This window comes from Blautia sp. MSJ-9, from assembly GCF_018919065.1.
Taxonomy (GTDB): Bacteria; Bacillota; Clostridia; order Lachnospirales; family Lachnospiraceae; genus Blautia_A.
Window position 1 is genome coordinate 18,553 of sequence record NZ_JAHLQG010000022.1, and the last position, 26,435, is coordinate 44,987.

Consider the following 26,435-nt stretch of genomic DNA (forward strand, 5'->3'; position numbering starts at 1 on the left):
CGTTATTTGAGAGATGAGTGTTTTTTCAAAATCATTTGCTTTGTTGCGGAATCCATACCTCAATAATAATTATTGATTTTCGAAATTAAAGCAGTGGATTTACCTGATCTGATTAAAATTCGTATGAAAAAGGAGGCCTGATATATGCATCTGAATTTAGGACTTGTGGCAATTATTATTACGCTTCTGATCATTGTAGGAGCGGTAGTTACCAGACGCTGCGTGGAATTTATGATCGCAGGATCCATGGTAGCAGCAGTTTTTCTCTATGGAAAAGGATTTCTGGCAGGATGGAGCCAGTCACTTCAGGATATGCTGGCAGAGAACGTGTGGGTTATGCTGGTGTGCCTGCTGTTTGGCGGTCTGATCAGTCTGCTTACAGATTCAAAAGGAAGCTTCGGCTTTTCCAAATACATTTCCAAAGTCTGCAATACAGAAAGAAAAACACTGTTGACTACATTTATCATGGGAATTCTGATCTTCGTGGATGATTACCTGAATGTACTGTCAATCGGTACATGTATGAAAAAAATCAGTGACAAGCAGAAACTTCCGAGAGAAACACTTGCATATCTTCTGGACTCCACAGGAGCACCAGTGTGCGTTTTGCTTCCTTTTTCTACATGGGCAGTTTTCTATGCCAGCCTGTTTTATGAACAGGACAGTGTCAAAGCTCTGGGAGTAACAAGTGCTATGGGGGCTTACCTGAAAGCGATCCCGTTCCTGTTTTATCCGATCATTACACTGGTCATTGTATTCCTGTTTGTTATGGGATGGATGCCGAAGATCGGACCTATGAAAAAGGCATATCAGAGAGTAGAAGAGACTGGAATGGTTTATTCAGAGTCCAGCAGAAAGTACAACCATGAGAATCCAGAGCTGGATGACGACGGAAATATCTGGAATTTCCTGATCCCAATGGGTGTTCTGGTTGCAGTTGCAGTTGTTTCCGGTGATATTTTAAGCGCCGTGATCCTGGCATTAATTGTCTGCTTTGCAATTTATGTTCCAAGAAAAATCCTTACAGTAGATGCTTTCCTGAACAGTATGATCCGTGGATTTGGTGATATGCTTCCAACACTGACCATGCTTTTGGTTACTTTTGTTTTAAAAGACCTTTCCGGAAAAATGGGAATGACAGAGTACATCATTCAGCTTGCAGAGCCATTCCTTTTTGCAGCAGTATTTCCGGCTATGGTATTTATCCTTGGTGCTGTTCTTGCATTCACCACAGGTTCTGACTGGGGAATGAGCTCCATTATCACACCAATCGTATTTCCACTTGGAGCAGCTCTTGGAGCAAACCCGGTTCTGATCATGGCTGCCGTTATTTCAGGAGGAACATTCGGAAGCCATGCATGCTTTTATTCAGATGCAACTCTGCTTGCAGCACAGTCTGCCGGAGTAGACAGTATGGAACATGCCTTGACACAGATTCCTTATGTGATCATTGCCAGTGTATTGTCCGTTCTTTGTTTCGGTGTGGTTGGATTTGTGCTATAATTGTAGCTGAGATGTTAGAGTCAAAAGTCTTCGAATACAGTTTCGAATGATTTTTGAACTTTGTGATACAGATATTGTAAATGAACATTGTTGACGGTAAAAAGAGCAGGAGGGTATTGGATGGATCATTTTGTGGTTACTATTACAAGACAGTTCGGAAGCCTTGGGCGTCCGATCGCGAGACAGATGAGTGAGATCCTGGGAATAGATTATTATGACAGAGATATTGTGGATCAGGCTGCAAAGAAGCTGAAACTTCCAATCTCAGTAGTAGATCAGGAAGAAGAAAAGGCAGTAAAACAGGCAGTGAATCCTTTTTCCAGAATGATATTTCCCCTTGGAAAAGGAACCAGCAATACACAGGACAAAATCTTCGATACACAGAAAAATATCATACAGTTTCTTTCAGAAAAGAATAACTGCATTATCGTAGGCCGCTGCTCAGATTTCATTCTGAGTGATGTGAAGAACAGTCTTCATATTTATATTTATGCATCTTACGAAGCAAGACTTGAACATTGCATCAAAGACCTGGGACTGGAAGAACAGGAAGCCCGCAGGATGATCAAGTCCGTAGATGAGGCTCGAAATTCCTATCATATGCAGTATGCAGGATATCTCCCAGATGATAAACGCTATAAAGATATTCTCATTGACAGTAGCTTTTTCGGGGTAAAAGGAACAGCGGAATTTCTTGCAGAAGCTGTAAAGAAAAAATTTTATGATTGAATAAGAATTCCTGACCATAGGTATTATTATCTTGTGGTTGGGAATTTTGGCGTTAAAGTACCTGAAAAATTCTGCGGGCAGATATGCAGACGGTATTGATTTCCTGTAAGAAATTGGATATAATAGGTACAGAAATAAAAAGAAGACAAAATCATAGATACACAGCTATGAAGATGGGCTCAACAAGGAGGAAAAGTCTTACAATGAAAATCGGAAATGATATTTATTATGTAGGTGTAAATGATCATCAGGTAGACCTGTTTGAGGGACAGTATGTGGTGCCGAATGGTATGTCATACAATTCATATGTGATCATGGATGAGAAGATTGCAGTTATGGATACTGTAGATGCCAACTTCAAAGCCGAATGGCTTGCAAACGTAGCTAAAGTTCTCAACGGTGCAAAACCGGATTATCTGGTAGTACAGCATATGGAGCCGGATCATGCCGCAAATATCGAGAACTTCATGAAAGCATATCCTGACACAACCGTAGTTGCAAATACCAAGACCTTCACTATGATGGGAAATTTCTTCAGAAACCTGAATCTGGACGGAAAGAAGCTGGTGGTTGCAAACGGTGACAGCCTGACACTTGGAAAACATATGCTGACTTTCGTATTTGCACCAATGGTTCACTGGCCGGAGGTTATGGTTACTTATGACAGTACTGATAAGGTTCTGTTCTCAGCAGACGGTTTCGGTAAATTCGGAGCACTTGATGTAGAAGAAGACTGGGACTGCGAAGCACGCCGTTACTATATCGGAATTGTTGGAAAATATGGTGCACAGGTTCAGAAGCTCCTGAAAGCTGCCGAAACTCTGGATATCCAGACAATCTGTCCGCTTCATGGACCGATCCTCACAGAGAACCTGGGACATTACCTTGAGAAATATGATATCTGGTCCTCCTACAAAGTAGAGAGCGAAGGTGTTGTGATTGCCTATACATCTGTTTATGGAAACACAAAGAAAGCAGTAGAACTTCTGGCACAGAAACTGGAAGAAAAAGGATGCCCGAAAGTAACTGTATTTGACCTTGCAAGAGATGACATGGCAGAAGCAGTAGAAGATGCTTTCCGTTACGGCAAACTGGTACTTGCCACAATTACATACAACGGAGATATTTTCCCATTTATGCGTACTTACATTGAGAATCTTACAGAACGCAGCTACCAGAACCGTACCATCGGTCTCATCGAAAACGGAAGCTGGGCACCTGCTGCGGCAAGAATCATGCAGGGAATGTTCGAAAAGAGCAAAAACATTACATGGCTTGAAAATAATGTAAAGATCACTTCTTCCTTAAGCGAAGCAAACGAAGCAGAGATTGAGGCTATGGCAGAGGAACTCTGCAAATAATTTTCAGGTAAGTTTTTTCATGAATTTTCTCTTTTATTATTTTATCCCAAAAGGACATTCTAAAGAAGAATTATTATCTGATACAGAATTTATTTAAAAACAAACTGCTCCATAGACAGCAGAAAAACTTTTTTAACCTCCACGGGATTTCCGCGGAGGTATTTTTTTGTAAAACGAAGACCCTGCGATATACCGGGTCTTATAGTGTTTTCTTATATTTTCCCGCGGAAACTCAATGTATAATATAAACCGCATGCTGCCGGCAAAGATTTTGAGAATCTCATAAAATGAAGGCTATATTTTTTCTTGAAAAATCAAATAATAGTTGCGAATAATCAGATTTTACTATATAATTGACTATAGTCAAAAGTGCAAACAATATTATGATTGGAGAAAAAATGCCAAAAGGATTACAGCATAAAGGAATTGTCAGAAGAAACAAAATGCTATATGCAGCAGTACAGCTTTTTTTAAAGAATGGATATGAAAAAACCACAACAGCTTCGATTGCAAGAGCAGCAGGAATGGCACCATCATCCTTTTTTGCGGCGTTTGAGAATAAGGAGGCGTTATTACTGACATTGGTAAAAACCATGTTTAGTAGCCAGTTTGAAAATACAGGGGCTATATTGGGGGAGAATGCCGACCCATTACTTATTTATGGGGTCGAAACATCCCTGCAGATGTATATAGCAGAAATGTCAGAGCCGCTGCGTGAATTATACGTGGTAGGGTATACGCTTCCCACTACATCGGAATACATTTATCTTAGTACGGCAAAGAAACTGCAGTTTATTTTTGCAGAATATATGGGAACCGCGGAGCTGAAAGATTATTATGAAATGGACATTGCCTCGGCAGGAATTACCAGGGGATTTATGGCAAAAAAGTGTGATATGTATTTTACCATGGAAGATAAATTAAGAAGATTTCTCAAATGCTGTTTCACCTTGTACAAGGTGCCTGAAGAAAAACAGGAGAAAATTATAGAACAGGTTTTAAAGTTAGATTTAAAATCTATGGCCGAAAAAATTATTGCTGATACAGTGAGAAAAGCAGAAGAAGGATTTGAGTCAGTGCTGAATGATATATAAGTAACATTGTATTGTCTTCGGCTTAAGCCAAAGCAGTTGTTTCATAGGAAACCAGAAAAACATGAGGAACAATTAAAAAGCAGGAATATGGAGGGAGAAACAAGATGAAGAAAATCAAATTCGCAAAAAAGAGCAGAAAACTATTTTCCGCGATCCTGGCAGGAGCAATGCTCACCACGTCTGTGATACCGGAATCTTTTGTCTGGGCGGCAGAGGAAGTGCAGGAATTTGGAGACAGTGAGAGTCTGGGCTTTGGATCCACATCAGATCCTATGCCCGGGGCTGGTGGAGACGGGGAAGATCAGGAGCTTACTGATTTTCAGGATATGCCAGATGTTCAAAATGGAAATGATACAGTGGATATGGAAAGTGGCTTTACAGACGAGAGTGATTCTTTTGGCAGCAATGGCAGAGATTCTTCTGTAGAATCTGACTTCCAGAGCCTGGCATCTGTAGAAGAACTGCAGGAGCGGATCAACGCCCTTCCAACTGTGGAAGAATTTCAGAACCTGGCCGATGGTACTACGGTAGAAGGAAGCACCTTGAATCAGGCGCAGACAGATGTGTATACAGAAGCCCAGGATATCGCGGAAAAACTGGACCTGCTTTCTGAAGAAGAACAAGGGCTGGTGGATGTAAGCAGGCTGGAAGCGCTGTTTGGGTATTTTAATGGGATGACGGAAGAGTTAGCGGATACCAACACAATTTCGCCAGGTGACACAATTTCACCTGGAAATAATGTAACCATTACTACCGGGGGAACGTATAAGATAGCGGGAGGAACCTATACTGCTCCTTATAAAAGTGGTGTGATCAATATTAACACTACGGAAGAAGTTACCCTGGAGATTACTGGAGATATTAATGTAAATGGGAAAATTGACTGCAATTTTATTTATGTGCAAAGTGCCTGCAAAAAACTAACGATTAAAAACGAAAAAAATTATACTGTGAAGGTTACGTGCCAGGTTTTATATAATGAAAAGAAAGATGCAATAGTTACTTTTGAGAGAGGTATTTATATATCGTCAGATACAATAAATGGAAATGCTTTGATTTTTAATGCGGGTGAGATTAATTTTAAGAATACTTCATTTCATACAACAGAGCAAGAGTGGGAGATTGGTTGTGGGACAATTGTAAGAAATTATCCACCAAAGGCTTCAGGAAGAATAAATATTTACGATGGAACTAATTTTGAAAATGGATATAATACATGGTCTACTATCTATGGCGGAACTGTTAATATGTATGGCGGAACTATTACAACAATTAAACAAAGCGGAACTGGAATAAAAGCAGATAGCGTCAACATTGTTGGCGGAACAATCAAAAACTTTTCTGATGGTATTGAAGTAGCTTCTTCAAATTTGACATTAAGTATTGGCGGAAATGCAACTCTAAAAAATAAAAGAGATATTTGGCTTGCAGAGGGAGCAATATTCACCATAAAAGATGATTTCAAAGGAACTGCGAGTGTTTGGGCGGAGGATGATTGGACCGAGACTATTAAATTTCCACGTCAAATTACGACATCTGAAACATCACCGGATATGCGTGCAAAGATTACTTATGCTAACGGTTCTAATTCCGTAAATTATAATACAACTAGAAAGTATCTGGAGATAGACGATCATGCTCATTCATGGAATTATTCACCAAGTGAGAATAAAATCATTGCAACATGTACGAAAGAAGAGTGCGGATTTAATCCCGATAAATTGGATTTAACCCTGACAGCAACAGATGAATACTATTCTGGTAACGCGTATACCGGAGCAACGGTAACCAATAATATTACCTATGCTACGGGCGCTGAAGCAAGTACCGTATATTATTTGAAGGATGGTGCACTCACAAGCAGCAGCAATAGCGGATCTGCCAGTGAAGGTGCTGCTCCGGTTAATCCTGGGAACTATACTGTAAAAGTCACACTAGGTGGTCAAATCATAAGTGCCGATTTTAAAATCAGAATCCAAATTAATCCGACAGTGACCATTGATGGTTGGACTTATGGAAAGAACGCAAATACACCGAAGGTGACAGTTAAGTCAGGTGGAAGTGATATTACCACTTCATACAATGAGTCACAGTTTACCTACACATATTATACAAATGAAAATTGTACAAATGTAACAACTGTTAGAAATGGCGCAAACGCGGACGGAAAAGTACCAAAGAATGCAGGTACTTACTATGTAAAGGCTGCTGTGACGGAGAACGGAAATTATGCAGCTGGTATTACAGAACCGGGGCGATTTACAATTGCAAGGAAACCCATAGATGCAACCGTAAGTGCAGATAATAAAACTTACGATGGAAGCGACTCTGCCACTGTAAATGCAACAGTGAATCAGAGTGAACTGGTATCCGGTGATAGCATTACTATTACAAACCTTACAGGTACTTTTGAAGACCGGAATGCTGGATCTAATAAAAAAGTAACAGTTGACAAGTCGAAGGCTGTGATTTCCGGAAATGGTGCAGATAATTATGATGTGACAATTAACCAATTACAGACAAAGGCTTCTATTGATAAGCGTACAGCAGAATTTACATGGGGAAATACAGAATTTATTTACACAGGTACTGAACATAGCATAGAAGCAACTGTAAACAATGCTATTAGTGGAGATCAAATTACACCTGTTTATACTGATAATAAAAAGACAGAAGCTGGAAATTATACAGCCAAAGTTACAGACCTTGGAAACCCCAACTATAAACTGCCGGAAACAGAAAAGGCACAGATTGATTGGAAGATTACTTATCTTGCAGAGGGAAGTGCTAGTGTTTCCGGAACTGAGGGGAAGAATGACTGGTATGTAAGCCCAGTGTCACTTGTGCCGGAAACTGGTTATGAAATTTCAACGGATAAGAGTACGTGGAGTAATTCTCTTGAGTACAGTGATAAGGGAGAACATTCTGTAACCTATTATCTGAAAGATACAAATGGATACATTACAGACCAAAAAACAGCAATTTTCAAAATTGATACTGAAGCACCAACAGGAAAAATTGAAATTGGAACAAATACATTTAGCAGTTTTCTGAACCCTGTTGCTTACGGTTACTGGTTCTGGGATAATGCTGCTGTTGATATCACAGGAGCAGATTCTACCAGTGGAATTGCCTCAATAGAATACCAAAAGGTGAAGGCAGATGAATCCTATGATGTAAATGGCACATGGGTTACATGGGACGCGGCTAATAAACTTTCCCTGACAGAAAGCGGCAAGTATGTGATCTATGCGCGTATTACTGACAATGCAGGAAATCAGACCATCATCAATTCAGATGGAGTGGTTGTATTTAAAGATTCTGTAGTTGTGGATTCTTCCATCGACTACACAAAAACAACCAAAACTTCCGTAGATGCGAAGGTAACATTAAATGGAAACACCGTAGCGTCTGTAAAAAATGGGCAGGACATTTTAAAAGAAGGAACGGATTATACAGTTTCCGCAGACAAAATCACGTTCAGCGGAGAATATCTTGATACTTTGGCAGTTGGAACTTATACGCTGACTGTTGCATATCATCCGCAGGGAGAAACACAGTATAGAGACGGTGACAAACCTGCTGAAAGCCAGATCGCGTTAAAGGTAAAACAGAAGACAGTAAATGTAATATACCAGACAGCAAATGTAAAAATCACAAGTGTTTTGGATAAAGAGTATGACGGACAGCCTGCAGATCTGGTGTATACAACAAACAGCACTGCCAGTGTCAAAGTTGAGTACAACGTAAATGGAATCTGGCAGACAAAAGCACCAACATATGCCGGTACTTATGAAGTGAAGGTCAGTGTACCTGGAAACAGTTATTTTACCGCCGCTTCAACAACAAAGACCTATACCATTAAGCCAAGAGGAGTGGAGATTTCCGGAATTACCGCAAATAAGAAGGTATATGATGGAAATAAGAATGCAGAATTGGATTACAGCAAAGTAGTGTTTGCAAGGCTGATTGAGGGAGATGCCCTTACGGTAAGTGCAGAAGGTACATTTGCTGACAGTAATGCAGCCAAAGGAAAAACGGTTACGATCACAAACCTGGTACTGGGAGGCAGATCGGCAAGTAACTACGTCCTGACCGCTGACGGACAGCAGGCAGATACCATAGCAGATATCAATCCAAAAAAAATAACGGTAACAGCGGATAATCTGAAGAAGATCGTTGGCGGGGCAGACCCTGTCCTTACTTACACAGCCAGTGGTCTGGTAGGAGAGGATACCCTGTCCGGAATTGTCGTGAAACGAAAAGCGGGGGAGAAGGTGGGAACATATACGATCAAAGTTTCCCAGAAAAAAGGCTCAAACCCAAATTACAAGATTACATTTAAGAAGGGTATTTTCACAATCCAGCAGGCCGACCAGTCTAAACTGAAAGGAAAGGATATTTACCGCCTGAAACTTCCGGTATTTTTCGCAAAAGGAAAAGCCAATAAGAACAGCATTACCCTTTCCTGGAAGAAATATGCCGGCGCGACAGGATACGATGTTTACTGGAGTTATTGTGACGGCAGAATAAACTATAAAAAGGTTGGAACTGTCAAAAGCGGAAAACTTTCCATGTCCCATAAGAAACTGAAGAAAAACCATGAATATAAGTACTTTGTTGCAGCTTATAAGATGGTGGAAGGAAGAAAGATTTATATTGCCAGATCCAATGACGTGCATGTTGCCCTGAAACAGGCTTCCACAACAAACGCAGCTTCCATCAAAGTAAACCGGACGGAGATTACCTTATCAGTTGGAAAAACCTTCCAGTTAAAATGCAGTCTCAAAGCCGAAGACAGCAGGAAAGATCTGGTTTCCCATACCAGTCCCTTCCGTTATTACACCACCAACAGCAAAGTGGCAACGGTAAACAAAGACGGCGTGATCAAGGCAAAAGGCAAAGGAGTCTGCACTATATACATATTGGCCAACAACGGAGTGTACAAAAAAGTGACGGTAACAGTAAAATGAGAAGGAAATTATGAAGCTTCTGATAAGGCATTAGCAATGTTGTATACTTTGGCAGATAAATTTCTTACAGGAAGAGGAAAATTCCAAAAGTATTAAGGAAGCCTGAGCTATAAACTACAAGAAGAAAATACCGTAGGAGAAAGGCAGGAACAAAACATGACAGTAGCAGAAGTTATAAAGAAAATGGTAGAGTATTCCAAGGGAGATCTTCATGACATCAACCATTTCATGAAAGTATACGCATATGCAAAAACAATCGCAGAGGGCGAAAATCTGTCACCGGAGCAGCAGAAGCTGGTGGAGGTTACTGCGGTTGTCCATGATATTGCCTGCCCTCTCTGCAGAGTAAAATACGGAAATGCCAACGGTAAACATCAGGAGGAAGAAAGTGCGGCACTGATAGAGGAATTTTTTGTAGATTCAGATCTGCCGAAAGAATTTGTAGATCGTGTTTCTTATATTGTAAGTCATCATCATACAATAACCGGAATCGACGGTATTGATTATCAGATCATGATAGAGGCAGATTATCTGGTAAATGCAGATGAGAGTAATTTTTCCGGAAACAATGTGAGAAACATGCTGGAAAAAGTATTCAAAACAGAGACAGGAAAATTCCTGCTCCAGTCTATGTATCAGAAGAGATTGAATGCTGAAGAATAAAAGGAAAACATTAAGAAAGATTATGAGTGAAAAAAACCGGTGCAGAAATGTGCCGGTTTTTTTGTGGGAAAATCTAGGGATTATAATTTGTTTGTATTACAATTATATGCAGATGAGCGGTTATAATAAATATAAAAAATCTGACCCCTGAAAATTTATTTAAAAGATATGAAACTTTTCTCTATAATTCCCCATCTAATAAGTGTAAAACAAAACAACAAAGCTTCATTCGAATGAAACATATTTGTAAAAACATAAGAGCTACTGGACATGAAGTAAACAGTAACACATAAAACTCTAAGCAAGGAGGATCAGCATTTGATACAGTTGGTAAAACGCTCCATCTCAGGAGATGCGGATGCATTTCTGGAACTGATGGAAAAGAATTCTCTGGCAATGTACAAGGTGGCGCGGGGAATCCTGGATAATGATGAGGATGCCGCAGATGCCATGCAGGATACCATACTTACCTGCTTTGAAAAAATACATACACTGAAAAATCCGGAATATTTCAAAACCTGGATGATCAGGATCCTGATCAATGAATGCAATAAAATCCACAGACACTACAAAAACTTCAGCAGAGCTGAAGAACTTCCGGAAGTCCCCGGACAGGATATGTCCATTGAGGAATTTGAGTTCAAGGAAATGCTTGGAATGCTGGACGAATCCTACAGAATCATACTGGTTCTGTATTATGTAGAGGGATTTCGGATTGCAGACATTGCTTCTATATTAAATATGAATGAAAACACAGTAAAAACCAGACTGGTCAGGGCCCGGGTGCAGCTAAAGCAGGAATATACTTCAGCAGAAGATAATATTCAGAAGAAAAGACTGCAGCAGAAGAAAAAGAAAAACAGAGAATTTACAGGTATAACAGAAGAGCTTGCGGAAAACCAGAATGGAAATATGAGAACAGGATCGGTAATAGCAGGAAGTATAACGGTAAGTGCAAGAAAGGGATGAAGTGATTATGGCGAAGAAGTTGGATTTTGATAAAGAAAAGAATAACAGAAATGACAATGTGATAGAGGAAATCATGCAGGCAGATTTTCCGTTGCCAAAGCAGGCGGAAGATGCAAAAAACGAAGCATTTGCCAGGATTAGGGAAATGGCAGCAGATTCTGGACATGTGGAGAATACAGAGAACATGGTGCGAAGATTACCGGAGAAATCAACAGAAAAATCAACAAAGAAATCAACAGGAAGTTACGGAAAGAAATCCACAGGAACAGCAAAATCGCACAAGAAATTCAAAGCAGTATACAAAACAGCTTTGGGACTGACCGCAGCTGCAGCCGTATTTTCCACAGTATGTATCACAAATCCTGCATTTGCAGAGAACATTCCTCTGGTCGGAAATGTATTTAAGCAGCTCGGCAATTCTCTGGGATTTTATGGTGATTATTCGAAATATGCAAAACAGCTGACAGAATCAGCAGAAGGTGCACAGTCTGCAGATGCTGATGGAAGTCAGGAGGGTAGCAGTAATTCTCAAAATGTTCAGGTTGAGGATCAGAATACAACAGAAAATCACAATGCAGATAAAACGAAAGACGATCAATCCTACAGCAAAACGGTAGATGGAACAACTGTCACACTCTCAGAGGTATACTGTAATGAACTGGCAATGTATCTGTCTATGACAATCCATACAGAAGATAAATTTCCGGATACCTTCATCACATCTGAGGGAAAACCTAATATTAAGCTCAGCGAAAATTCTACAGTGAAATATGATTACATGGATGGAAAAAGTAATCTGTTCAATGCTTATCTGGATGGAAAAATGCTGGATGATAATACTTATGCAGGAGTTTTGCGTATTCCTGTGGAAGATATGACAGTGGATGATGCAGGATGGACAAAATTTTATGAGGTGCGTAATGCATTTTTCAAGGAAAAAGGGATTGATGTAGATTCTGAGGACTTTAGTTTTGACAAGTTAGCCCAGACACTGGGAATGGATGAATACAGTGATGAGAACCTTCCTCAGGTGGGAGGTCCGGCAATCAGCGATTATGTCAAAGACATCAAAGTACCTGACAGGTTTGCCATGGAGCTGGATCTGAAAGATATTGTGGGTACTCTTCCGGATGACCAGGATACTACCCCGGATATCCCTCAGGATCTGCGGGATGAATATAATCAGAAAATGGCAGAGCATGGAATCAGCACAGATGATGCAGATTATGAGAGCCTGACAGAAGAACAGAAGGATCTGGAACATCAGTTTTTCACTGAGATGTGGAATGAGTATTTTGAACGGTATCCTGAGGCAATTGAAGGTAATAACAGATATAACTCATGGACACTGAAGGGTGACTGGAAGTTCAACGTAGATGTAGAGAAAAATACTTCCGATACGGTTAAAAAGGATGTAAATGTGGTAGATGAAAATGGAGATGGTGTTCTCTCCATTACGAAAACACCATTTGAGATCACTATGAAAATGCAGGATCCGGAAGCAAAGTATTTTGCAGTTATGCTGGATGCCAATGGAGATATCATGCCATATGGAGGCGTGTCAAACAGCAATAACACATATGCGATACAGGACAGAGACATTTCCACTGTATATATTTATCTTTGTGACTACTATGAGTATATGGATGAGCTGAAAGGCTACTACTGGTCCGATGACTACGAAGAAAAAGCAAAGACCAGGACCTTCAAACAGCTCCTGGATGAACGGGCAGTTGCCGGCACAGAAGTACATTTTGATACAGATAAATAATGATATAAAGCTTCTTTTTGTCCTTGATATCAGATGATAAAGTCCCGTAACTGAAACAGCATCTTCACAATTTTCTGCAGAAAGATGATGTTTTAATTATTTTGATAAAAAAAGGTCAGAAAAACAGTAGAATCTGAGCCAGGTTAATGTTACAATGTAGGCGTCTCAAAAAAAGAGTGCAGAAGGGAGCCAAAACAAAATGGACTACGCAAAAGAATCTTTAAAAATGCATTATGACTTAAAAGGTAAAATTGAGGTTGTATCAAGAGCCAAAGTAGATTCCAAAGATGCTTTAAGCCTTGCTTACACACCGGGTGTTGCTCAGCCTTGTCTGGAGATCCAGAAGGATGTAAACAAGAGTTATGATCTGACAAGACGCTGGAATACAGTTGCTGTTGTAACAGACGGAACTGCGGTACTTGGACTGGGAGATATCGGACCGGAAGCAGGTATGCCTGTTATGGAAGGCAAATGTGTACTCTTTAAAGAATTTGGCGGTGTAGATGCGATTCCGCTCTGCGTCCGCAGTAAAGATGTTGATGAGATCGTTAAGACAGTAAGTCTTCTGGCCGGATCCTTTGGAGGAATCAACCTTGAGGATATTTCCGCACCGAGATGTTTTGAAATCGAAAAGAAACTGAAAGAATGCTGTGATATTCCGATCTTCCACGATGACCAGCACGGAACAGCAGTTATCACACTTGCAGGTGTTATCAATGCGCTGAAACTGGTTGGCAAGAAGCTTGATGAAGTGAAGATCGTTACTTCCGGAGCAGGTGCTGCAGGTATCGCTATCATCAAACTGTTAATGTCCATGGGACTTAAGAATGTAATCATGACAGACAGAAAAGGTGCGATTTACGAAGGCAGAGAAGGATTAAACCCGATCAAAGAAGAGATGGCTAAGATCACAAACTTCAACAAAGAGAAAGGTACTCTTGCAGAAGTGATCAAAGGCGCAGACATCTTCATCGGTGTATCCGCACCTGGAACACTGACACAGGATATGGTCCGCTCAATGGCAAAAGATCCTATCATCTTTGCATGTGCAAACCCGGTACCTGAAATCTTCCCTGACGAAGCAAAAGCAGCAGGCGCAGCAGTGGTATCCACAGGACGTTCTGATTACCCGAACCAGGTAAACAACGTACTCTGCTTCCCGGGACTTTTCCGTGGTGTACTGGACGCAAGAGCATCAGATGTTAACGATGAAATGAAAGTTGCAGCAGCATATGCAATCGCAGGTCTGGTAAGCGACGAAGAATTAACAGCGGAATATATTCTTCCGGCAGCATTTGACCCACGTGTAAAAGACGCTGTAGCGAAAGCTGTAGCAGAAGCTGCAAGAAAATCTGGCGTAGCAAGAATCTGATCAGATAAATAACAGGATCGGGCTGAAGGGAAGCCTGAGAGTAAGATCATAAATATTATAAGGTCCTCTGTTTCGTGTAAATATTGTGAAACAGAGGACTTTTTATATTATCCGTACTATTATTTTCCTGAACGGACAACAATGTTGGGAAATTTGTTGATGAGAAGTAAATCTGATTTTGATCTGACCTCTGAAAAATTAAATAAACTGGTCATTGAAATGAAAAAATGTAGGGTGTATGATACCGCTATATGTTGATACAGTACCATGCTAAAGTGAAAATACAGAGGGAATAGTGGTTAAACATCTGTAAAATAACGTTCATTTGAGATATGCAAGTAAATGTATCAGCAAAAAAAGCAACATGAGAGGGAAAATTATTATGAACACACAGAACAGTACAGTAACGAAACTGGCAGAGACAGCATTAATGGCTGCATTATGCTATGTATCCTTTACATTTCTGCAGATCAAGATTCCTGTACCTGGCGGAGATGCAACTTCCATTCATATTGGAAATGCATTCTGCGTACTTGCAGCACTTCTGATCGGCGGCGTATACGGTGGATTATCCGGTGCTATCGGAATGGGAATCGCAGACCTGATGGATCCGGTATATATCACTGGTGCACCGAAAACATTTGTCCTGAAATTCTGTATCGGTCTTATTACAGGACTGGTAGCACACAAATATGCAAAGATCAACGAAAGCACAGATAAAGCTTACGTATTCAAATGGAGTCTTATTGCATCTATCGCAGGACTTGCCTTTAACGTAGTGGCAGACCCAATCGTGGGATACTTCTACAAACAGTACATCCTCGGACAGCCGCAGGAACTTGCAGAAGCACTTGCAAAAATGAGTGCGGCAGCTACCTTATTCAATGCGGTTGTTTCCATAATTCTGGTAGCAGTGATCTATAATGCAGTACGTCCGGTACTGATCAAGAGTCATCTGCTTACAGTCACAAATAAGAAAAACAGCCAGGCAGCATAAGATTAATTGAATAGAAAATAAATCAGACAACATAGAACAGCATTTCGGGCATAGAACCTGAAATGCTGTTTTTTATAGTTTATTGATAGCTGTTACGTATCTGCGTAGGAGTGTCTCCGAAATGCTCCTGAAACATTCTCCGAAAGAGCTTATAATTGGTAAATCCATGGCGTTCCAGGATCACATGAACTGGATCTGTCGTAGAAATCAGATCCCTGTAAATAAAAGAAAGCCGATATTCGTTCTGATATTCCAGAAATGTAACGCCCATGCGTTTCTTAAAAAAGCGGCAGAAATATCCGGTCTGCAGATAAGCAACCTCGGAAATTTCCGCCAGGGAAATTGACCGTTTATAATTATCTGCAATGTATTTCAGGACAAGATTCAATCTGTCCAGATCTTTTTTCTTCTGACTCAGATCGCTTTGGAACATTTTTACACTGAAATTATGGTAAAGCTGAAAAAGCAGCTCAAAAAGCAGGCTGTTAAACCGCATGATAAATCCATCCGGACGGATATCGTCGATGATCTGCATCTGCTCCAGGACAGTACAGAGCATGGCTGTTTTAGTTTTACGCACCGGATCTGTAACTGTATGATCCAGCATAAAAAGAAGCTGCTGAATATTTGGAATATATTTTTCCATAAAATCAACAGGAATCTGCAGAACAATCGCTTTATTTGGACTTGTACATTTGGTAGAATGCAGAATGTTGGCATTGATCAGAGTACAGTCACCGGGATAGATCGTGAAATTTTGGGATTCCACAGTGATATCCAGAGAACCTTCCTGCATGTAAATAATCTCCACAGCCCGGTGCCAGTGGGGCGGAATATAACTGCCCTGGTCAATGGAGGTATAAAAACGTACATTTGTAATATCTGACACATCTATAATCTCATAAGAATTTTCTTTTTTTTCCATAATTTCAATTCACTTTCTCAAAAATCTCCGATGAAAATTATCTGGTAATTATCATATCATATTTTTGTCGAATGCGGATGATTTTATCGGTTTAACTTGACATGAGCAATCAGGAATGTAAGCAATAAAAGAGAATATCGACCTATATATTTGTTCTTATCATGCCTGACATCTGCTTGGAGTTTATGGTAATATGAATTCATCAAAGAAAATACAGCAAAATGAAACAGATAAGAATAGAAGAAATAACAGGAGGAAAAGAATATGATCCAGAACCCGATACTTCCAGGCTTCAACCCTGATCCATGCATCTGCAGAAAAGGGGATGACTATTACCTTGCAGTTTCCACTTTTGAATGGTTCCCGGGAATACCGGTTTATCATTCCAGAGACTTAAAGAACTGGGAATTATATACACATGTACTTACAGACGATGAGAAAGTAGATCTCAAGAAACTTCCAAGTGCAAAAGGAATCTGGGCACCATGCCTGACTTACTGCGAGCAGGAAGATATGTTCTATGTTGTTTACGGCGTCATGAATTCCATGAACGCCAGATACTTCGACGTAGACAACTTTATGATCTGCGCGAAAGATATTAAAGGACCATGGAGCGAACCTGTATATCTGCATTCTTCCGGCTTTGATGCATCCATGTTCCATGATACAAACGGAAAGAAATACATTGTATCTCTGGAATGGGAGACAAGAGAAGGATATGAGAAACCAGGTGCAATCTGCATGGTAGAATATGATCCTGCAAAGAAAGAAATCGTAGGTTACCCGAAACGAATCTGGAGAGGCGGCACAGACAGAGGATGCATCGAAGCACCGCATCTGACTAAACGTGGCGAGTACTATTACATTATGTGTGCTGAGGGCGGTACAGGATACAACCACTGTGTTACAATGGGCCGTTCCAAAAACGTCTGGGGACCATATGAAAAAGATCCTAAGAATCCGATTGTTACCAGTGTACCTGGTGAATCCTATGAAAGACAGGACCCGGATCATCTGAAACCGAAATATTATAATCCGGAATCCATTTTACAGAAATCCGGACATGGAAGTTATGTAGAACTGCCTACAGGTGAGGTATATCTGGTTCACCTCTGCTCCAGACCGTTTGTACCGGAACTTCGCTGTACACTGGGACGTGAAACTGCTATCCAGAAGATGATGTGGACAGAAGATAACTGGCTGCGCATGGCAGACGGGACCAACATGGCAAAATTGGAAGTGCCGGAAAGTTCTCTTCCAGAATATCCGGTAGAAAAAACTCCTGATTTTGACGATTTTAACGGAGACGAACTTGGAAACTTCTATTATGCTCCAAGAATCATGCCGCAGAGATTTGCAGATGTAAAAGCCCGAAAAGGTTATGTAAGACTTCGCGGGCAGGAATCCCGTACATCTCTGAATAAAGTAAGTATCCTTGCCCGTAAGCTTACCAGCGTTTATGCAAGAATCACCACAAAGATGGAATTTGTACCTGAAGTTCATCAGCACAGCGCAGGTCTGATTCTGTACTACGACAATATGAACTACATCAATCTCCGCAAATATTACAGTGAGACTCTTGGACAGAGTGCTCTGTCAATTATTCATCTGGAGAACGGTGAAAAAACAGAATTTCTCAACACCAGAATTCCGGTAGAAGACAAACCGATCTACCTGAGACTCTATATCGAAGGACGTAAATCCTGGTTTGAGTGGAGCTATGACGGCGAAAACTATGAGAAGATCGGTCGAATTTTCGATACAACAAGATTCTCCGATGAATACTGTAAATACGGTGAATTCACCGGAACTATGGTAGGGATCACATGTGCAGACCGTGTACTTCATAAAAAATGTGCAGACTTCGATTTCTTCGAATACAAAGCAGACGAGAGTCGTCAGGTTGAGTAATTTAGCCAACATAAAAAATAAAAACAGATGATAAGAGAAAGATCATACTTCAGCGTTGAGGTATGGTCTTTCTTTGGATAAAAGTCAAAATAATATAAAAATTAGTCAAAATTTCAGTGGAGATCCCTGAATAATTGAGATATAATTAAATTGCTAAAAGAAAATTGCTACAAAATATCATATTTTTTGCTTATATCAGAATTTTTTGCTGTATGACCAATTGCGCAGGCATACAAGAAAAACTAAGATTTAAGGGAGGATTTTTACAATGGGAATGCCATCATGGTTAGAAAACATCGTATTTTATGAAATTTACCCACAGACTTTTCTGGATACAGACGGAGACGGAATCGGAAATATCCAGGGAATCATCCGTAAACTGGATTACATCAAGAATTTAGGATGTGACGGAATCTGGTTAAATCCGTGTTTTGAATCACCATTCTATGATGCAGGATATGATGTTGCTGACTATAAGAAAGTAGCACCACGTTACGGAACAAACGAAGATTTAAAAGAACTCTTCCAGAAAGCTCATGAAAAAGGAATGAAAGTCCTGCTTGACCTTGTACCGGGACATACTTCCACAGATCATGAGTGGTTCAAAGAGTCCTGCAAAGCTGAGAAAAATGAATACACAGACCGTTATGTATGGACAAATGATGTATGGGATGATTTCCAGGATGTAGGAAGCATTCGTGGAAGCATCCGTGGCTTTTCCGAAAGAAACGGCTGCTGTGCAGTAAACTTCTTTTCTGTACAGCCGGCTCTGAACTTCGGTTTTGCAAGATGTGACAAGGACTGGCAGCAGCCGATGGATGCACCTGGACCAATGGCAACCAGAGAAGCAATGAAAGATGTTATGCGTTTCTGGATGTCTATGGGATGTGATGGTTTCCGTGTAGATATGGCAGGATCTCTGGTAAAGAACGATGATGATCAGGAAGGAACTATCGCATTATGGCAGGACTTCCGTAAATTTATGGATGAAGAATTCCCGGAATGTGCACTTCTTTCTGAGTGGGGCGAGCCGGGCCGTTCATTAAGAGGCGGATTCCATATGGATTTCCTTCTTCACTTCGGACCATCTCATTATCTTGACCTGTTCCGTGTAGAAGAGCCATATTTCTCCAGAAGGGGAAAAGGAGATATCTCTGAATTTGTTAAAACTTATGAAGAAAACTATGCGGCAACAAACAGAGAGGGTCTGATCTGTATCCCATCCGGAAACCACGATATGATCCGTATCAAAGAAACTCTGGATGATGAAGAGATTAAGATTGCATTTGCATTCCTGTTATCCGTACCTGGAGCTCCATTCATTTACTATGGCGATGAAATCGGTATGAAATATCTCTCAGGCATCAAATCCGTAGAAGGCGGTTTCCACCGTACAGGTTCAAGAAGCCCGATGCAGTGGAATCACAGTGCTAACGCAGGATTCTCAAGCTGTAAACCGGAAGAACTTTACATTCAGATCGATCCTGATGAAGACCGTCCGACCGCAGAGGACGCACTTGCAGGAAAGAATAGCCTGTATGATGAAGTGAAGAAACTGATCGCAGTGAGAAAAGAACATCAGGCATTACAGAATACAGCACCGATGGAATTTGTATATGTAAAAGAATCTGCATATCCGTTAGTATACAAGAGAACCGGAAAAGACGAGACAATCTACATTGTACTTAATCCATCCGGACAGGACGTAGAATGTGACGCACAGATTCCACAGAATGTACAGGTAATTTACTCCAATCACGGAGAAGCAGCTTACGCAGACGGCAAATGGAAAGTACCTGCAGCATCTGCTACATTCTTAAAAGCAGAGAACTGATTATCTGAGTTAACAGAAAATAATTAAAAATATGATCCGGCAAAAGAATGGAAAGAACTTCCCTGATTTTGCCGGATTTTGTATTGCACGGAAGTATACGAGAAATAGACACATAAAATAGTACAGACTTATGAGACCGAAGCTCACGACGATCCATCAGAATATCAGAGAAAAAGGAAGAGTGGCAGTGGATTGTCTGGAGAAACTTATCAGAGGTGAGGAACTGGAAAAGAAAAATTATACACTGCCTGTAGAGATGGTATTCAGGGACAGTGTGAAAAAGATTACGGAGTAAAGAAGATTACTGAATAAAAAAGATTACTGACGAAAGAACAGAAGCGGATGGTCAGGTGTGAATAAGTAAGACAGAAGTGCATGTCAGAGGAGAGAATCCAAAAGACATGCACTTTTTTGACCTCAAAATAGCACTTTTTTGGACATTGTGTAATAAGATAGAAAAAAGAAATTGTGCATATTTAACAAATGACGAAAAAGAAAGATAAAAAAATTCAAACTTATGCGAAAAAGGTCTTGCTATTTCAGAAACAAAGTGGTATTATACAACTATCAAAAAACCTTATGCGCAAAAGGTAAAAAGAAACAGTTAAAAAAATGACGAGGTGACGAAAATGAAGAAAAAAGTATTTGCAACACTTTTAGCAGTATCTATGATCGCATCAATGGTTCCGGCAGCAGTATCCGTACAGGCAGCAGACGGTGACAGTATTCGTCTTGTAAACGGTAAGATCGAAGTTGACGCTCAGTTAAAGAAATTAGCTGAAATGTATGAGAAAGAAACAGGAACTAAAGTAGAAATCGAATCCATGGGCGGCGGAATCGATATCCAGGGTACTCTGAAAGGATACTATCAGTCAGATAACATGCCTGATATTTTCGTAAACGGTAGTGGAGCAGACTTTGCTAACTGGACAGATATGTTAGTAGATATGAGCGATCAGGAATGGGCTTCTGATACAGATGCAGCTTATGTTGATGAGAGCCAGGGTACAATCGGTTTCCCATATACAACAGAAGCAATCGGTCTTGCATATAACAAAGACATCCTTGACAAAGCAGGAATTGATCCTTCCACATTAACAAGTCCGGATGCAATCAAAGAAGCATTTGAGACAATCGATTCCAAGAAAGATGAACTTGGTCTGACAGCAGTTGTCGGATATGGCGCAGAACCGGTTAATCTTTACTGGTCAACTGGTAACCATTTATTTGGTACATATCTGGATGAAGGTCTTGACAGAGAAGACACTACTTACATTGACATGCTCAATGATGGCGGTAAACTTGACGAAAAACGTTTCACAGATTTCGCTAACTTTGTAGGTCTTCTGAACCAGTATTCAGATCCTGCACTCCTTGTTTCCGGTACATACGATCAGCAGATTCTGAACTTCTCATCCGGTAAATATGCATTTGTTACACAGGGATCCTGGATCGGTGCAACAATGGTTGGTGATGACGCTGACGCTTACAAAGAAGCTGGTAACTTCGAAGTTGGTATGATCCCATACGCATTCGAAGACGGACAGGATACAATCCTTACAAGCTCCCCATCCTGGTGGTCTGTATACAAAGATGGTAATGTAGAAGCAGCAGAAGCATTCCTTCAGTGGCTGACAACAGACGAAGCTCAGGAAGTTCTCGTAAAAGAAGCTGGATTCGTAAGCCCATTCAAATCCTGCACAATCGTAGGCGATGATCCGTTTGCTCAGACAATTACTGATTATCAGAAAGCAGGAAAGACATCCGCATGGCACTGGTCAATTCCAGGTTTCAAAGAAGGTATCGCACAGAACTATACAGGTCAGGTATTTGCTGACTATGCATCTGGAAGCCTTGATGAAGCTGGATTTGTAAAGACAATGCAGCAGGTTCTTGAGAGTGCATACGCAAACTAATCAGAATGAATAACTGATATCTGTTGGGCGGCGATTATGTTGCCGCCCACTTTTATTGCGCTGCATACCTGAGTAAAGGTCCGGGCAGACCTCCATTCAGGTACGCAAAAACGGTTAAGACGCATTGATTTTTGTGTTACTTAGAACGAAATTGACAGTAGCATTTTTGCTTTGAATAAGAAATAGGAAGGGTGAAGGCAAAATGAATACAAACAGTGCTAGTAAAAAAGTAATCTCCATGGTATGCCTGATTGCCGGTATTATTTTGCTGGCTGTAGCATTGATTCAGGATATTTCCGGAAGTGGAGCAGGCTGGAGAGGTCCGGCACTGATCATTGGTGCAATCGGCATTTTACTGGGAATGTATTTATTCCCGACATTAAAACATCACAGAAGCATCGTTAACTTTATATTTGTATTTCCATTGTTATTTACATTTGTAGTAACAGTCATTATTCCATTATGCCTTGGTGTGTTTTATTCCTTTACAGACTGGAATGGAATCAAGATGACAGGATTTGTAGGATTTGCAAACTACAAGACAATGTTCAATGAACCAAGTTTCCTCTGGTCACTGATCATCACAATTCTGTTTGTAGTTCTGAACATGGTTCTGGTAAATGTAGTAGCGTTTATGCTTGCATTGCTCTGTACCTCTAAGATTAAGGGAATCTCATTCTTCAGAGCTTCCTACTTCCTGCCAAACCTGATCGGTGGTATCGTACTCGGTTATGTATGGCAGTTCGTATTTAACAACGTACTGATCAAGATGACAAATAATATTTCACTTCTGTCAAAGACAAACACAGCTATGATGGCTATCATCGTTGTTTATATCTGGCAGTATGCGGGTTATATCATGCTGATCTATGTAACTGGTCTGACACAGGTACCTAAAGATGTACTGGAAGCATCACAGATCGATGGCGCAAATGCAGTTACAACATTATTTAAGATTAAGATTCCGATGATCGCAGCTACAATTACAATTTGTACATTCCTTACCTTAACATCAGCATTCAAACAGTTCGATGTTAACATGGCTTTAACAAATGGTACAGGTTCTGTTGCAAGTTTCTTCGGAAACTATCTGACAAACGGTACTCAGATGCTGGCTCTGAATATTTATAATACAGCGATCTCCAAGAACAATTATGCACTTGGTCAGGCGAAAGCTATTCTGTTCTTCATTATCCTGGCTGCTGTATCTATTATTCAGGTTAGAATTTCCAATAAGAAGGAGGTTGAAATGTAATGGTTACGAAGAAAACGCCAAAGGTAGTGCTTACAGCTGTTGCGATTGTTATCGCAGCGTACATATTATCTCCTTTCTATCTGGTACTTATTAATACATTTAAGAATGCAAACGGTATTGTTGCAAACCCTGTAAGCTTTGTGGGTGCAAGCTTTGCACAGTTTAAGACAAATATTTCAAACGTTGTCAACAACTCTAACTTCAGTTTCTGGAGTGCATTCGGAACATCTGCGGTCATTACAGTTGTTTCCCTTGTATTACTTGCTTTATTTGGCGGTATGGCTGCATGGGTTATCTGCCGTAACAAGACAAAATGGTCTACAGTTATTTACATGACATTTATCGCATCCATGACAATTCCTTTCCAGGTAGTTATGCTTCCTCTGGTTTCTACATTTCGTGATGTAGGTAAATTCCTTGGAATCAACATGCTTCAGTCTATTCCTGGTATTGTATTTGCATACTGTGGATTCGGTGGTGCTATGACAGTATTTATCTTAACTGGTTTTATTAAAGGTATTCCATATGAACTGGAAGAAGCTGCAGCGATTGACGGATGTTCTCCTGAGGGAACTTTCTTCCGCATTATCCTTCCGCTTCTGAAACCGGTTATTGTTACTGTTACTATTCTGAATGGTATGTGGATCTGGAACGATTACCTTCTTCCTTCTCTGATGTTAGGACAGAATGGTAAGGTTAAGACTCTTCCGGTTGCTGTACAGGCGTTTGTTGGTTCTTATGTTAAGCAGTGGGATCTGATCCTTACTGCGGCACTCCTGGCAATGATTCCGATGATCATCGTATTCCTGCTTGCTCAGAAGCAGATTATGAATGGTATGGTTGAGGGTGCTATTAAATAGGCTTGCAAATACTTTTTTGAAAAGGCTGTCGTTTTCCTCATTTATTGGGGACGACAGCTTTTTTATGGTTTCAAAGGGGACGCGAAGAAAAATAAATGTTTTGAACCACGGCTGCGGGGGCAGGAACTCTAGAGCGTGTCTGAAAAATCATTCCCGCAATCTGCACGCCCCACTTTGTAGGATATTTCACCCGAATTCAGTTGCCGTAGCCCGCTACGGCGCCCTCATCCGGGCAAAATATCCCACAAATTGTGACGCACATCTTGCAGAAAGCCTTTTTCAGACACGCTCTAAGCCTTTGGAAATTTGCTAAAACCATGCCAGAAAAATTCAAACTCGCTTCGCTCAGACAGTGAATTTTTCTGACATAACGCAAATTCCCAAAGACTAAGAGTTGCTACACCCCCTGTAGATGTGGTTCAAAACATTTATTTTTCTTCGCTGTGAACTGGCTGGGACTGTGAATGATAGGTATGGAAGTGTGTTATTGGAGATGGAATGGATAGAAACGGAACATAAACGGAATAGAAAATGATAGTATAAATTTTACAGATATGGGCTTGAAATGTTGGGGCTTTTATAGTAATGTAGGTGATACAACGCTTAAGGCGAGGGCTGTCTCTGGACAGTCTATTTTTGTGAAGAAGGATGAGGAAAAATTTTATGGAAAGGACAAAAGAAAGGTCATCGTTTCGTAAGAAGTTTATCGGTGACAAGAAGTTTTATATGATGGTTCTGGCTGTGGCTGTTCCGATCATGATCCAGAATGGAATCACGAATTTCGTGAGTCTGTTGGATAATATTATGATCGGGCGGATCGGTACGGAGCAGATGTCAGGGGCTTCCATTGTGAATCAGCTGATTTTTGTCTATAATCTGTGTATTTTCGGAGGGGTATCCGGAGCGGGTATTTTCACGGCGCAGTATTTTGGACAGAAGGATCACGAGGGTGTGAGGCAGACATTCAGGTATAAGTTCTGGATGGCTGTGATTCTGACGATTGGGACAATTTTACTGTTTCTGACTGTTGGAGAGAATCTGATCAGTATGTATCTTCAGGGAGAGGGTACTACGCAGCAGATCGCAGATACGCTTAAGTATGGAAAGCAGTATCTGGATATTATGCTGTTGGGATTGCCGCCATTTATGATGGTGCAGATTTATTCCAGTACTCTGAGAGAGTGCGGAGAGACTGTTCTGCCAATGAAAGCAGGAGTTGTGGCAATCTGTGTGAATCTGTTGTTTAATTACCTGCTGATCTATGGTGTGTTTTTCTTCCCGAGACTGGGTGTGAGAGGTGCGGCAATCGCAACTGTACTGTCACGTTATGTGGAGGCTGCAATTGTAATAGGCTGGACACACAGGCATACGGAGAAAAATGCATTTGCAAAGGGGCTGTACAGTACGCTTAAGGTTCCTGCGAATCTGACAAAGAAGATTTTGGTTAAGGGTACACCGCTGTTGTTTAATGAGACTTTATGGGCTTCGGCCATGGCGATGCTGACTCAGTGTTATTCGATTCGAGGGCTGAATGTGGTTGCTTCGCTGAATATTTCCAATACCATCAACAATGTGTTTAATATTGTGTTTATTGCGCTGGGAGATTCTGTTGCGATTATTGTGGGACAGCTTCTGGGTGCGGGAGATATGAAGAAAGCGAGAGATACAGATAACAAGATGATCGCGTTCTCAGTGATGTGCTGTACCTGTGTGGCAATGGTGATGTTTGTTATGGCACCGCTGTTTCCAATGCTCTATAATACTAATGATGAGGCGAGGGAGCTGGCGAAGTATCTGATTATGCTCACAGCATTCTTTATGCCGCAGAATGCGTTTTTGCATGCAACCTATTTTACTCTGCGTTCCGGTGGAAAGATGATTATTACGTTCCTGTTTGACAGTGTGTTTATCTGGTGTGTCAGTGTGCCGATCGCGTTTGTGTTGAGCCGCTTTACAGGAATTCATGTGCTGGCGATTTATGCTTGTGTACAGCTGGCAGATCTGATTAAATGTGTGATTGGATTTGTGCTGGTTAAGAAAGGGGTATGGCTGCAGAATATTGTGTCATAAGTATCGTGCTCCAAAGTTTTCAGGAGTGTTTTTATGATTGGCACCGTGAATGAAATGATAATAATTCTCAATAACATTTGGCTTGACTAACCGATATACTATAGTGTATCATCCCTGACTTTAGGAGTTGAATTAAAAAAGTAGTGCTAAGCCATAGATTAGAACCTATGACTTAGCACTTTTTTAATGTCTCCGTTTCCAAGAAAATAAGACGTTAATGGCAGACCTGTCT

18 protein-coding genes and 2 pseudogenes are annotated in these 26,435 nt (G+C 40.7%); 18 read left to right on the forward strand and 2 right to left on the reverse strand.

The window, feature by feature from the left end; all coding sequences use genetic code 11:
* Positions 1 to 144: 144 nt before the first annotated feature.
* The 10 genes from KQI87_RS06145 (at position 145) to KQI87_RS06190 (ending at position 15,432) form a co-directional block, all read left to right on the forward strand.
* Positions 145 to 1,503 (forward strand): Na+/H+ antiporter NhaC family protein, encoded by a 1,359-nt coding sequence (locus KQI87_RS06145; protein WP_253292397.1) that lies wholly within the window; start codon positions 145 to 147, stop codon positions 1,501 to 1,503.
* A gap of 120 nt (positions 1,504 to 1,623) precedes the next feature.
* Entirely contained in the window at positions 1,624 to 2,232 is a 609-nt protein-coding gene (locus tag KQI87_RS06150; RefSeq protein ID WP_216459357.1) for a cytidylate kinase-like family protein, read from the forward strand.
* Positions 2,233 to 2,435: 203 nt separating this feature from the next.
* Entirely contained in the window at positions 2,436 to 3,593 is a 1,158-nt protein-coding gene (locus tag KQI87_RS06155) for an FprA family A-type flavoprotein (protein ID WP_216459358.1), read from the forward strand.
* Positions 3,594 to 3,991: 398 nt separating this feature from the next.
* Positions 3,992 to 4,687 (forward strand): TetR/AcrR family transcriptional regulator, encoded by a 696-nt coding sequence (locus tag KQI87_RS06160; RefSeq protein WP_253292398.1) that lies wholly within the window; start codon positions 3,992 to 3,994, stop codon positions 4,685 to 4,687.
* 104 nt (positions 4,688 to 4,791) lie between these two features.
* Positions 4,792 to 9,660: a YDG domain-containing protein gene (locus tag KQI87_RS06165; protein WP_216459359.1), complete on the forward strand. Its 4,869-nt coding sequence runs from the start codon at positions 4,792 to 4,794 to the stop codon at positions 9,658 to 9,660.
* A gap of 156 nt (positions 9,661 to 9,816) precedes the next feature.
* Entirely contained in the window at positions 9,817 to 10,323 is a 507-nt protein-coding gene (locus KQI87_RS06170; protein WP_118593596.1) for an HD domain-containing protein, read from the forward strand.
* Positions 10,324 to 10,641: 318 nt separating this feature from the next.
* Positions 10,642 to 11,292, forward strand: coding sequence for an RNA polymerase sigma factor (locus KQI87_RS06175; RefSeq protein ID WP_118521738.1), 651 nt, complete (start codon positions 10,642 to 10,644; stop codon positions 11,290 to 11,292).
* A 7-nt stretch (positions 11,293 to 11,299) separates the two neighbouring features.
* A complete protein-coding gene (locus tag KQI87_RS06180; RefSeq protein WP_243097063.1) occupies positions 11,300 to 13,063 on the forward strand; it encodes a DUF4179 domain-containing protein in 1,764 nt (587 codons plus the stop codon).
* A gap of 199 nt (positions 13,064 to 13,262) precedes the next feature.
* Positions 13,263 to 14,435: an NAD(P)-dependent malic enzyme gene (locus KQI87_RS06185; protein WP_008705797.1), complete on the forward strand. Its 1,173-nt coding sequence runs from the start codon at positions 13,263 to 13,265 to the stop codon at positions 14,433 to 14,435.
* A gap of 382 nt (positions 14,436 to 14,817) precedes the next feature.
* Positions 14,818 to 15,432: an ECF transporter S component gene (locus KQI87_RS06190; RefSeq protein WP_216459360.1), complete on the forward strand. Its 615-nt coding sequence runs from the start codon at positions 14,818 to 14,820 to the stop codon at positions 15,430 to 15,432.
* Positions 15,433 to 15,511: 79 nt separating this feature from the next.
* Here the strand turns inward: KQI87_RS06190 and KQI87_RS06195 are convergent, their stop codons facing one another.
* Positions 15,512 to 16,357 (reverse strand): helix-turn-helix domain-containing protein, encoded by an 846-nt coding sequence (locus KQI87_RS06195; RefSeq protein WP_216459361.1) that lies wholly within the window; start codon positions 16,355 to 16,357, stop codon positions 15,512 to 15,514.
* Between the two features lie 264 nt (positions 16,358 to 16,621).
* On the opposite strand from KQI87_RS06195, the gene KQI87_RS06200 reads away from it, so the two are divergent.
* The 6 genes from KQI87_RS06200 to KQI87_RS06225 all read left to right on the forward strand — a co-directional run bounded on the left by KQI87_RS06200 (position 16,622) and on the right by KQI87_RS06225 (position 24,133).
* Positions 16,622 to 18,268, forward strand: a complete 1,647-nt coding sequence (locus KQI87_RS06200) for a glycoside hydrolase family 43 protein (protein WP_216459362.1) — start codon at positions 16,622 to 16,624, stop codon at positions 18,266 to 18,268.
* Positions 18,269 to 18,536: 268 nt separating this feature from the next.
* Entirely contained in the window at positions 18,537 to 20,102 is a 1,566-nt protein-coding gene (locus tag KQI87_RS06205; protein WP_253292399.1) for an alpha-amylase family glycosyl hydrolase, read from the forward strand.
* A 130-nt stretch (positions 20,103 to 20,232) separates the two neighbouring features.
* Positions 20,233 to 20,397 (forward strand): substrate-binding domain-containing protein, encoded by a 165-nt coding sequence (locus KQI87_RS06210; RefSeq protein ID WP_216459363.1) that lies wholly within the window; start codon positions 20,233 to 20,235, stop codon positions 20,395 to 20,397.
* 373 nt (positions 20,398 to 20,770) lie between these two features.
* Positions 20,771 to 22,018 carry an ABC transporter substrate-binding protein gene (locus tag KQI87_RS06215; protein WP_442860612.1) on the forward strand — a complete coding sequence of 416 codons (1,248 nt, stop codon included), beginning with the start codon at positions 20,771 to 20,773 and terminating at the stop codon, positions 22,016 to 22,018.
* A gap of 202 nt (positions 22,019 to 22,220) precedes the next feature.
* Positions 22,221 to 23,273, forward strand: coding sequence for a carbohydrate ABC transporter permease (locus KQI87_RS06220; RefSeq protein WP_216459365.1), 1,053 nt, complete (start codon positions 22,221 to 22,223; stop codon positions 23,271 to 23,273).
* Entirely contained in the window at positions 23,273 to 24,133 is an 861-nt protein-coding gene (locus KQI87_RS06225) for a carbohydrate ABC transporter permease (RefSeq protein WP_216459366.1), read from the forward strand. Before KQI87_RS06220 ends, KQI87_RS06225 begins: the two co-directional genes overlap by 1 nt.
* Positions 24,134 to 24,203: 70 nt before the next feature.
* Here KQI87_RS06225 and KQI87_RS17170 read toward each other — a convergent pair.
* A pseudogene (locus tag KQI87_RS17170) lies at positions 24,204 to 24,383 on the reverse strand (DUF6783 domain-containing protein).
* Here KQI87_RS17170 and KQI87_RS17175 point away from each other — a divergent pair.
* A pseudogene (locus tag KQI87_RS17175) lies at positions 24,333 to 24,446 on the forward strand (DUF6783 domain-containing protein); the annotation flags it as partial. The pseudogenes KQI87_RS17170 and KQI87_RS17175 sit on opposite strands and share 51 nt — an antisense overlap.
* 350 nt (positions 24,447 to 24,796) lie before the next feature.
* Complete coding sequence (locus KQI87_RS06230; RefSeq protein ID WP_253292400.1) at positions 24,797 to 26,203, forward strand: MATE family efflux transporter; 1,407 nt, start codon at positions 24,797 to 24,799, stop codon at positions 26,201 to 26,203.
* Positions 26,204 to 26,435 lie beyond the last annotated feature (232 nt).

What these genes read in the sequence shown, in the direction of transcription:
- KQI87_RS06200 (WP_216459362.1), top strand. Translation starts at nt 16,622, where the DNA reads ATGATCCAGAACCCGATACTTCCAGGCTTCAACCCTGATCCATGCATC.
- KQI87_RS06185 (WP_008705797.1), top strand. Translation starts at nt 13,263, where the DNA reads ATGGACTACGCAAAAGAATCTTTAAAAATGCATTATGACTTAAAAGGT.
- KQI87_RS06150 (WP_216459357.1), top strand. Translation starts at nt 1,624, where the DNA reads ATGGATCATTTTGTGGTTACTATTACAAGACAGTTCGGAAGCCTTGGG.
- KQI87_RS06230 (WP_253292400.1), top strand. Translation starts at nt 24,797, where the DNA reads ATGGAAAGGACAAAAGAAAGGTCATCGTTTCGTAAGAAGTTTATCGGT.
- KQI87_RS06165 (WP_216459359.1), top strand. Translation starts at nt 4,792, where the DNA reads ATGAAGAAAATCAAATTCGCAAAAAAGAGCAGAAAACTATTTTCCGCG.
- KQI87_RS06160 (WP_253292398.1), top strand. Translation starts at nt 3,992, where the DNA reads ATGCCAAAAGGATTACAGCATAAAGGAATTGTCAGAAGAAACAAAATG.
- KQI87_RS06195 (WP_216459361.1), bottom strand. Translation starts at nt 16,357, where the DNA reads ATGGAAAAAAAAGAAAATTCTTATGAGATTATAGATGTGTCAGATATT.
- KQI87_RS06225 (WP_216459366.1), top strand. Translation starts at nt 23,273, where the DNA reads ATGGTTACGAAGAAAACGCCAAAGGTAGTGCTTACAGCTGTTGCGATT.
- KQI87_RS06205 (WP_253292399.1), top strand. Translation starts at nt 18,537, where the DNA reads ATGGGAATGCCATCATGGTTAGAAAACATCGTATTTTATGAAATTTAC.
- KQI87_RS06180 (WP_243097063.1), top strand. Translation starts at nt 11,300, where the DNA reads ATGGCGAAGAAGTTGGATTTTGATAAAGAAAAGAATAACAGAAATGAC.
- KQI87_RS06170 (WP_118593596.1), top strand. Translation starts at nt 9,817, where the DNA reads ATGACAGTAGCAGAAGTTATAAAGAAAATGGTAGAGTATTCCAAGGGA.
- KQI87_RS06190 (WP_216459360.1), top strand. Translation starts at nt 14,818, where the DNA reads ATGAACACACAGAACAGTACAGTAACGAAACTGGCAGAGACAGCATTA.
- KQI87_RS06215 (WP_442860612.1), top strand. Translation starts at nt 20,771, where the DNA reads ATGATCGCATCAATGGTTCCGGCAGCAGTATCCGTACAGGCAGCAGAC.
- KQI87_RS06220 (WP_216459365.1), top strand. Translation starts at nt 22,221, where the DNA reads ATGAATACAAACAGTGCTAGTAAAAAAGTAATCTCCATGGTATGCCTG.
- KQI87_RS06155 (WP_216459358.1), top strand. Translation starts at nt 2,436, where the DNA reads ATGAAAATCGGAAATGATATTTATTATGTAGGTGTAAATGATCATCAG.
- KQI87_RS06210 (WP_216459363.1), top strand. Translation starts at nt 20,233, where the DNA reads ATGAGACCGAAGCTCACGACGATCCATCAGAATATCAGAGAAAAAGGA.
- KQI87_RS06145 (WP_253292397.1), top strand. Translation starts at nt 145, where the DNA reads ATGCATCTGAATTTAGGACTTGTGGCAATTATTATTACGCTTCTGATC.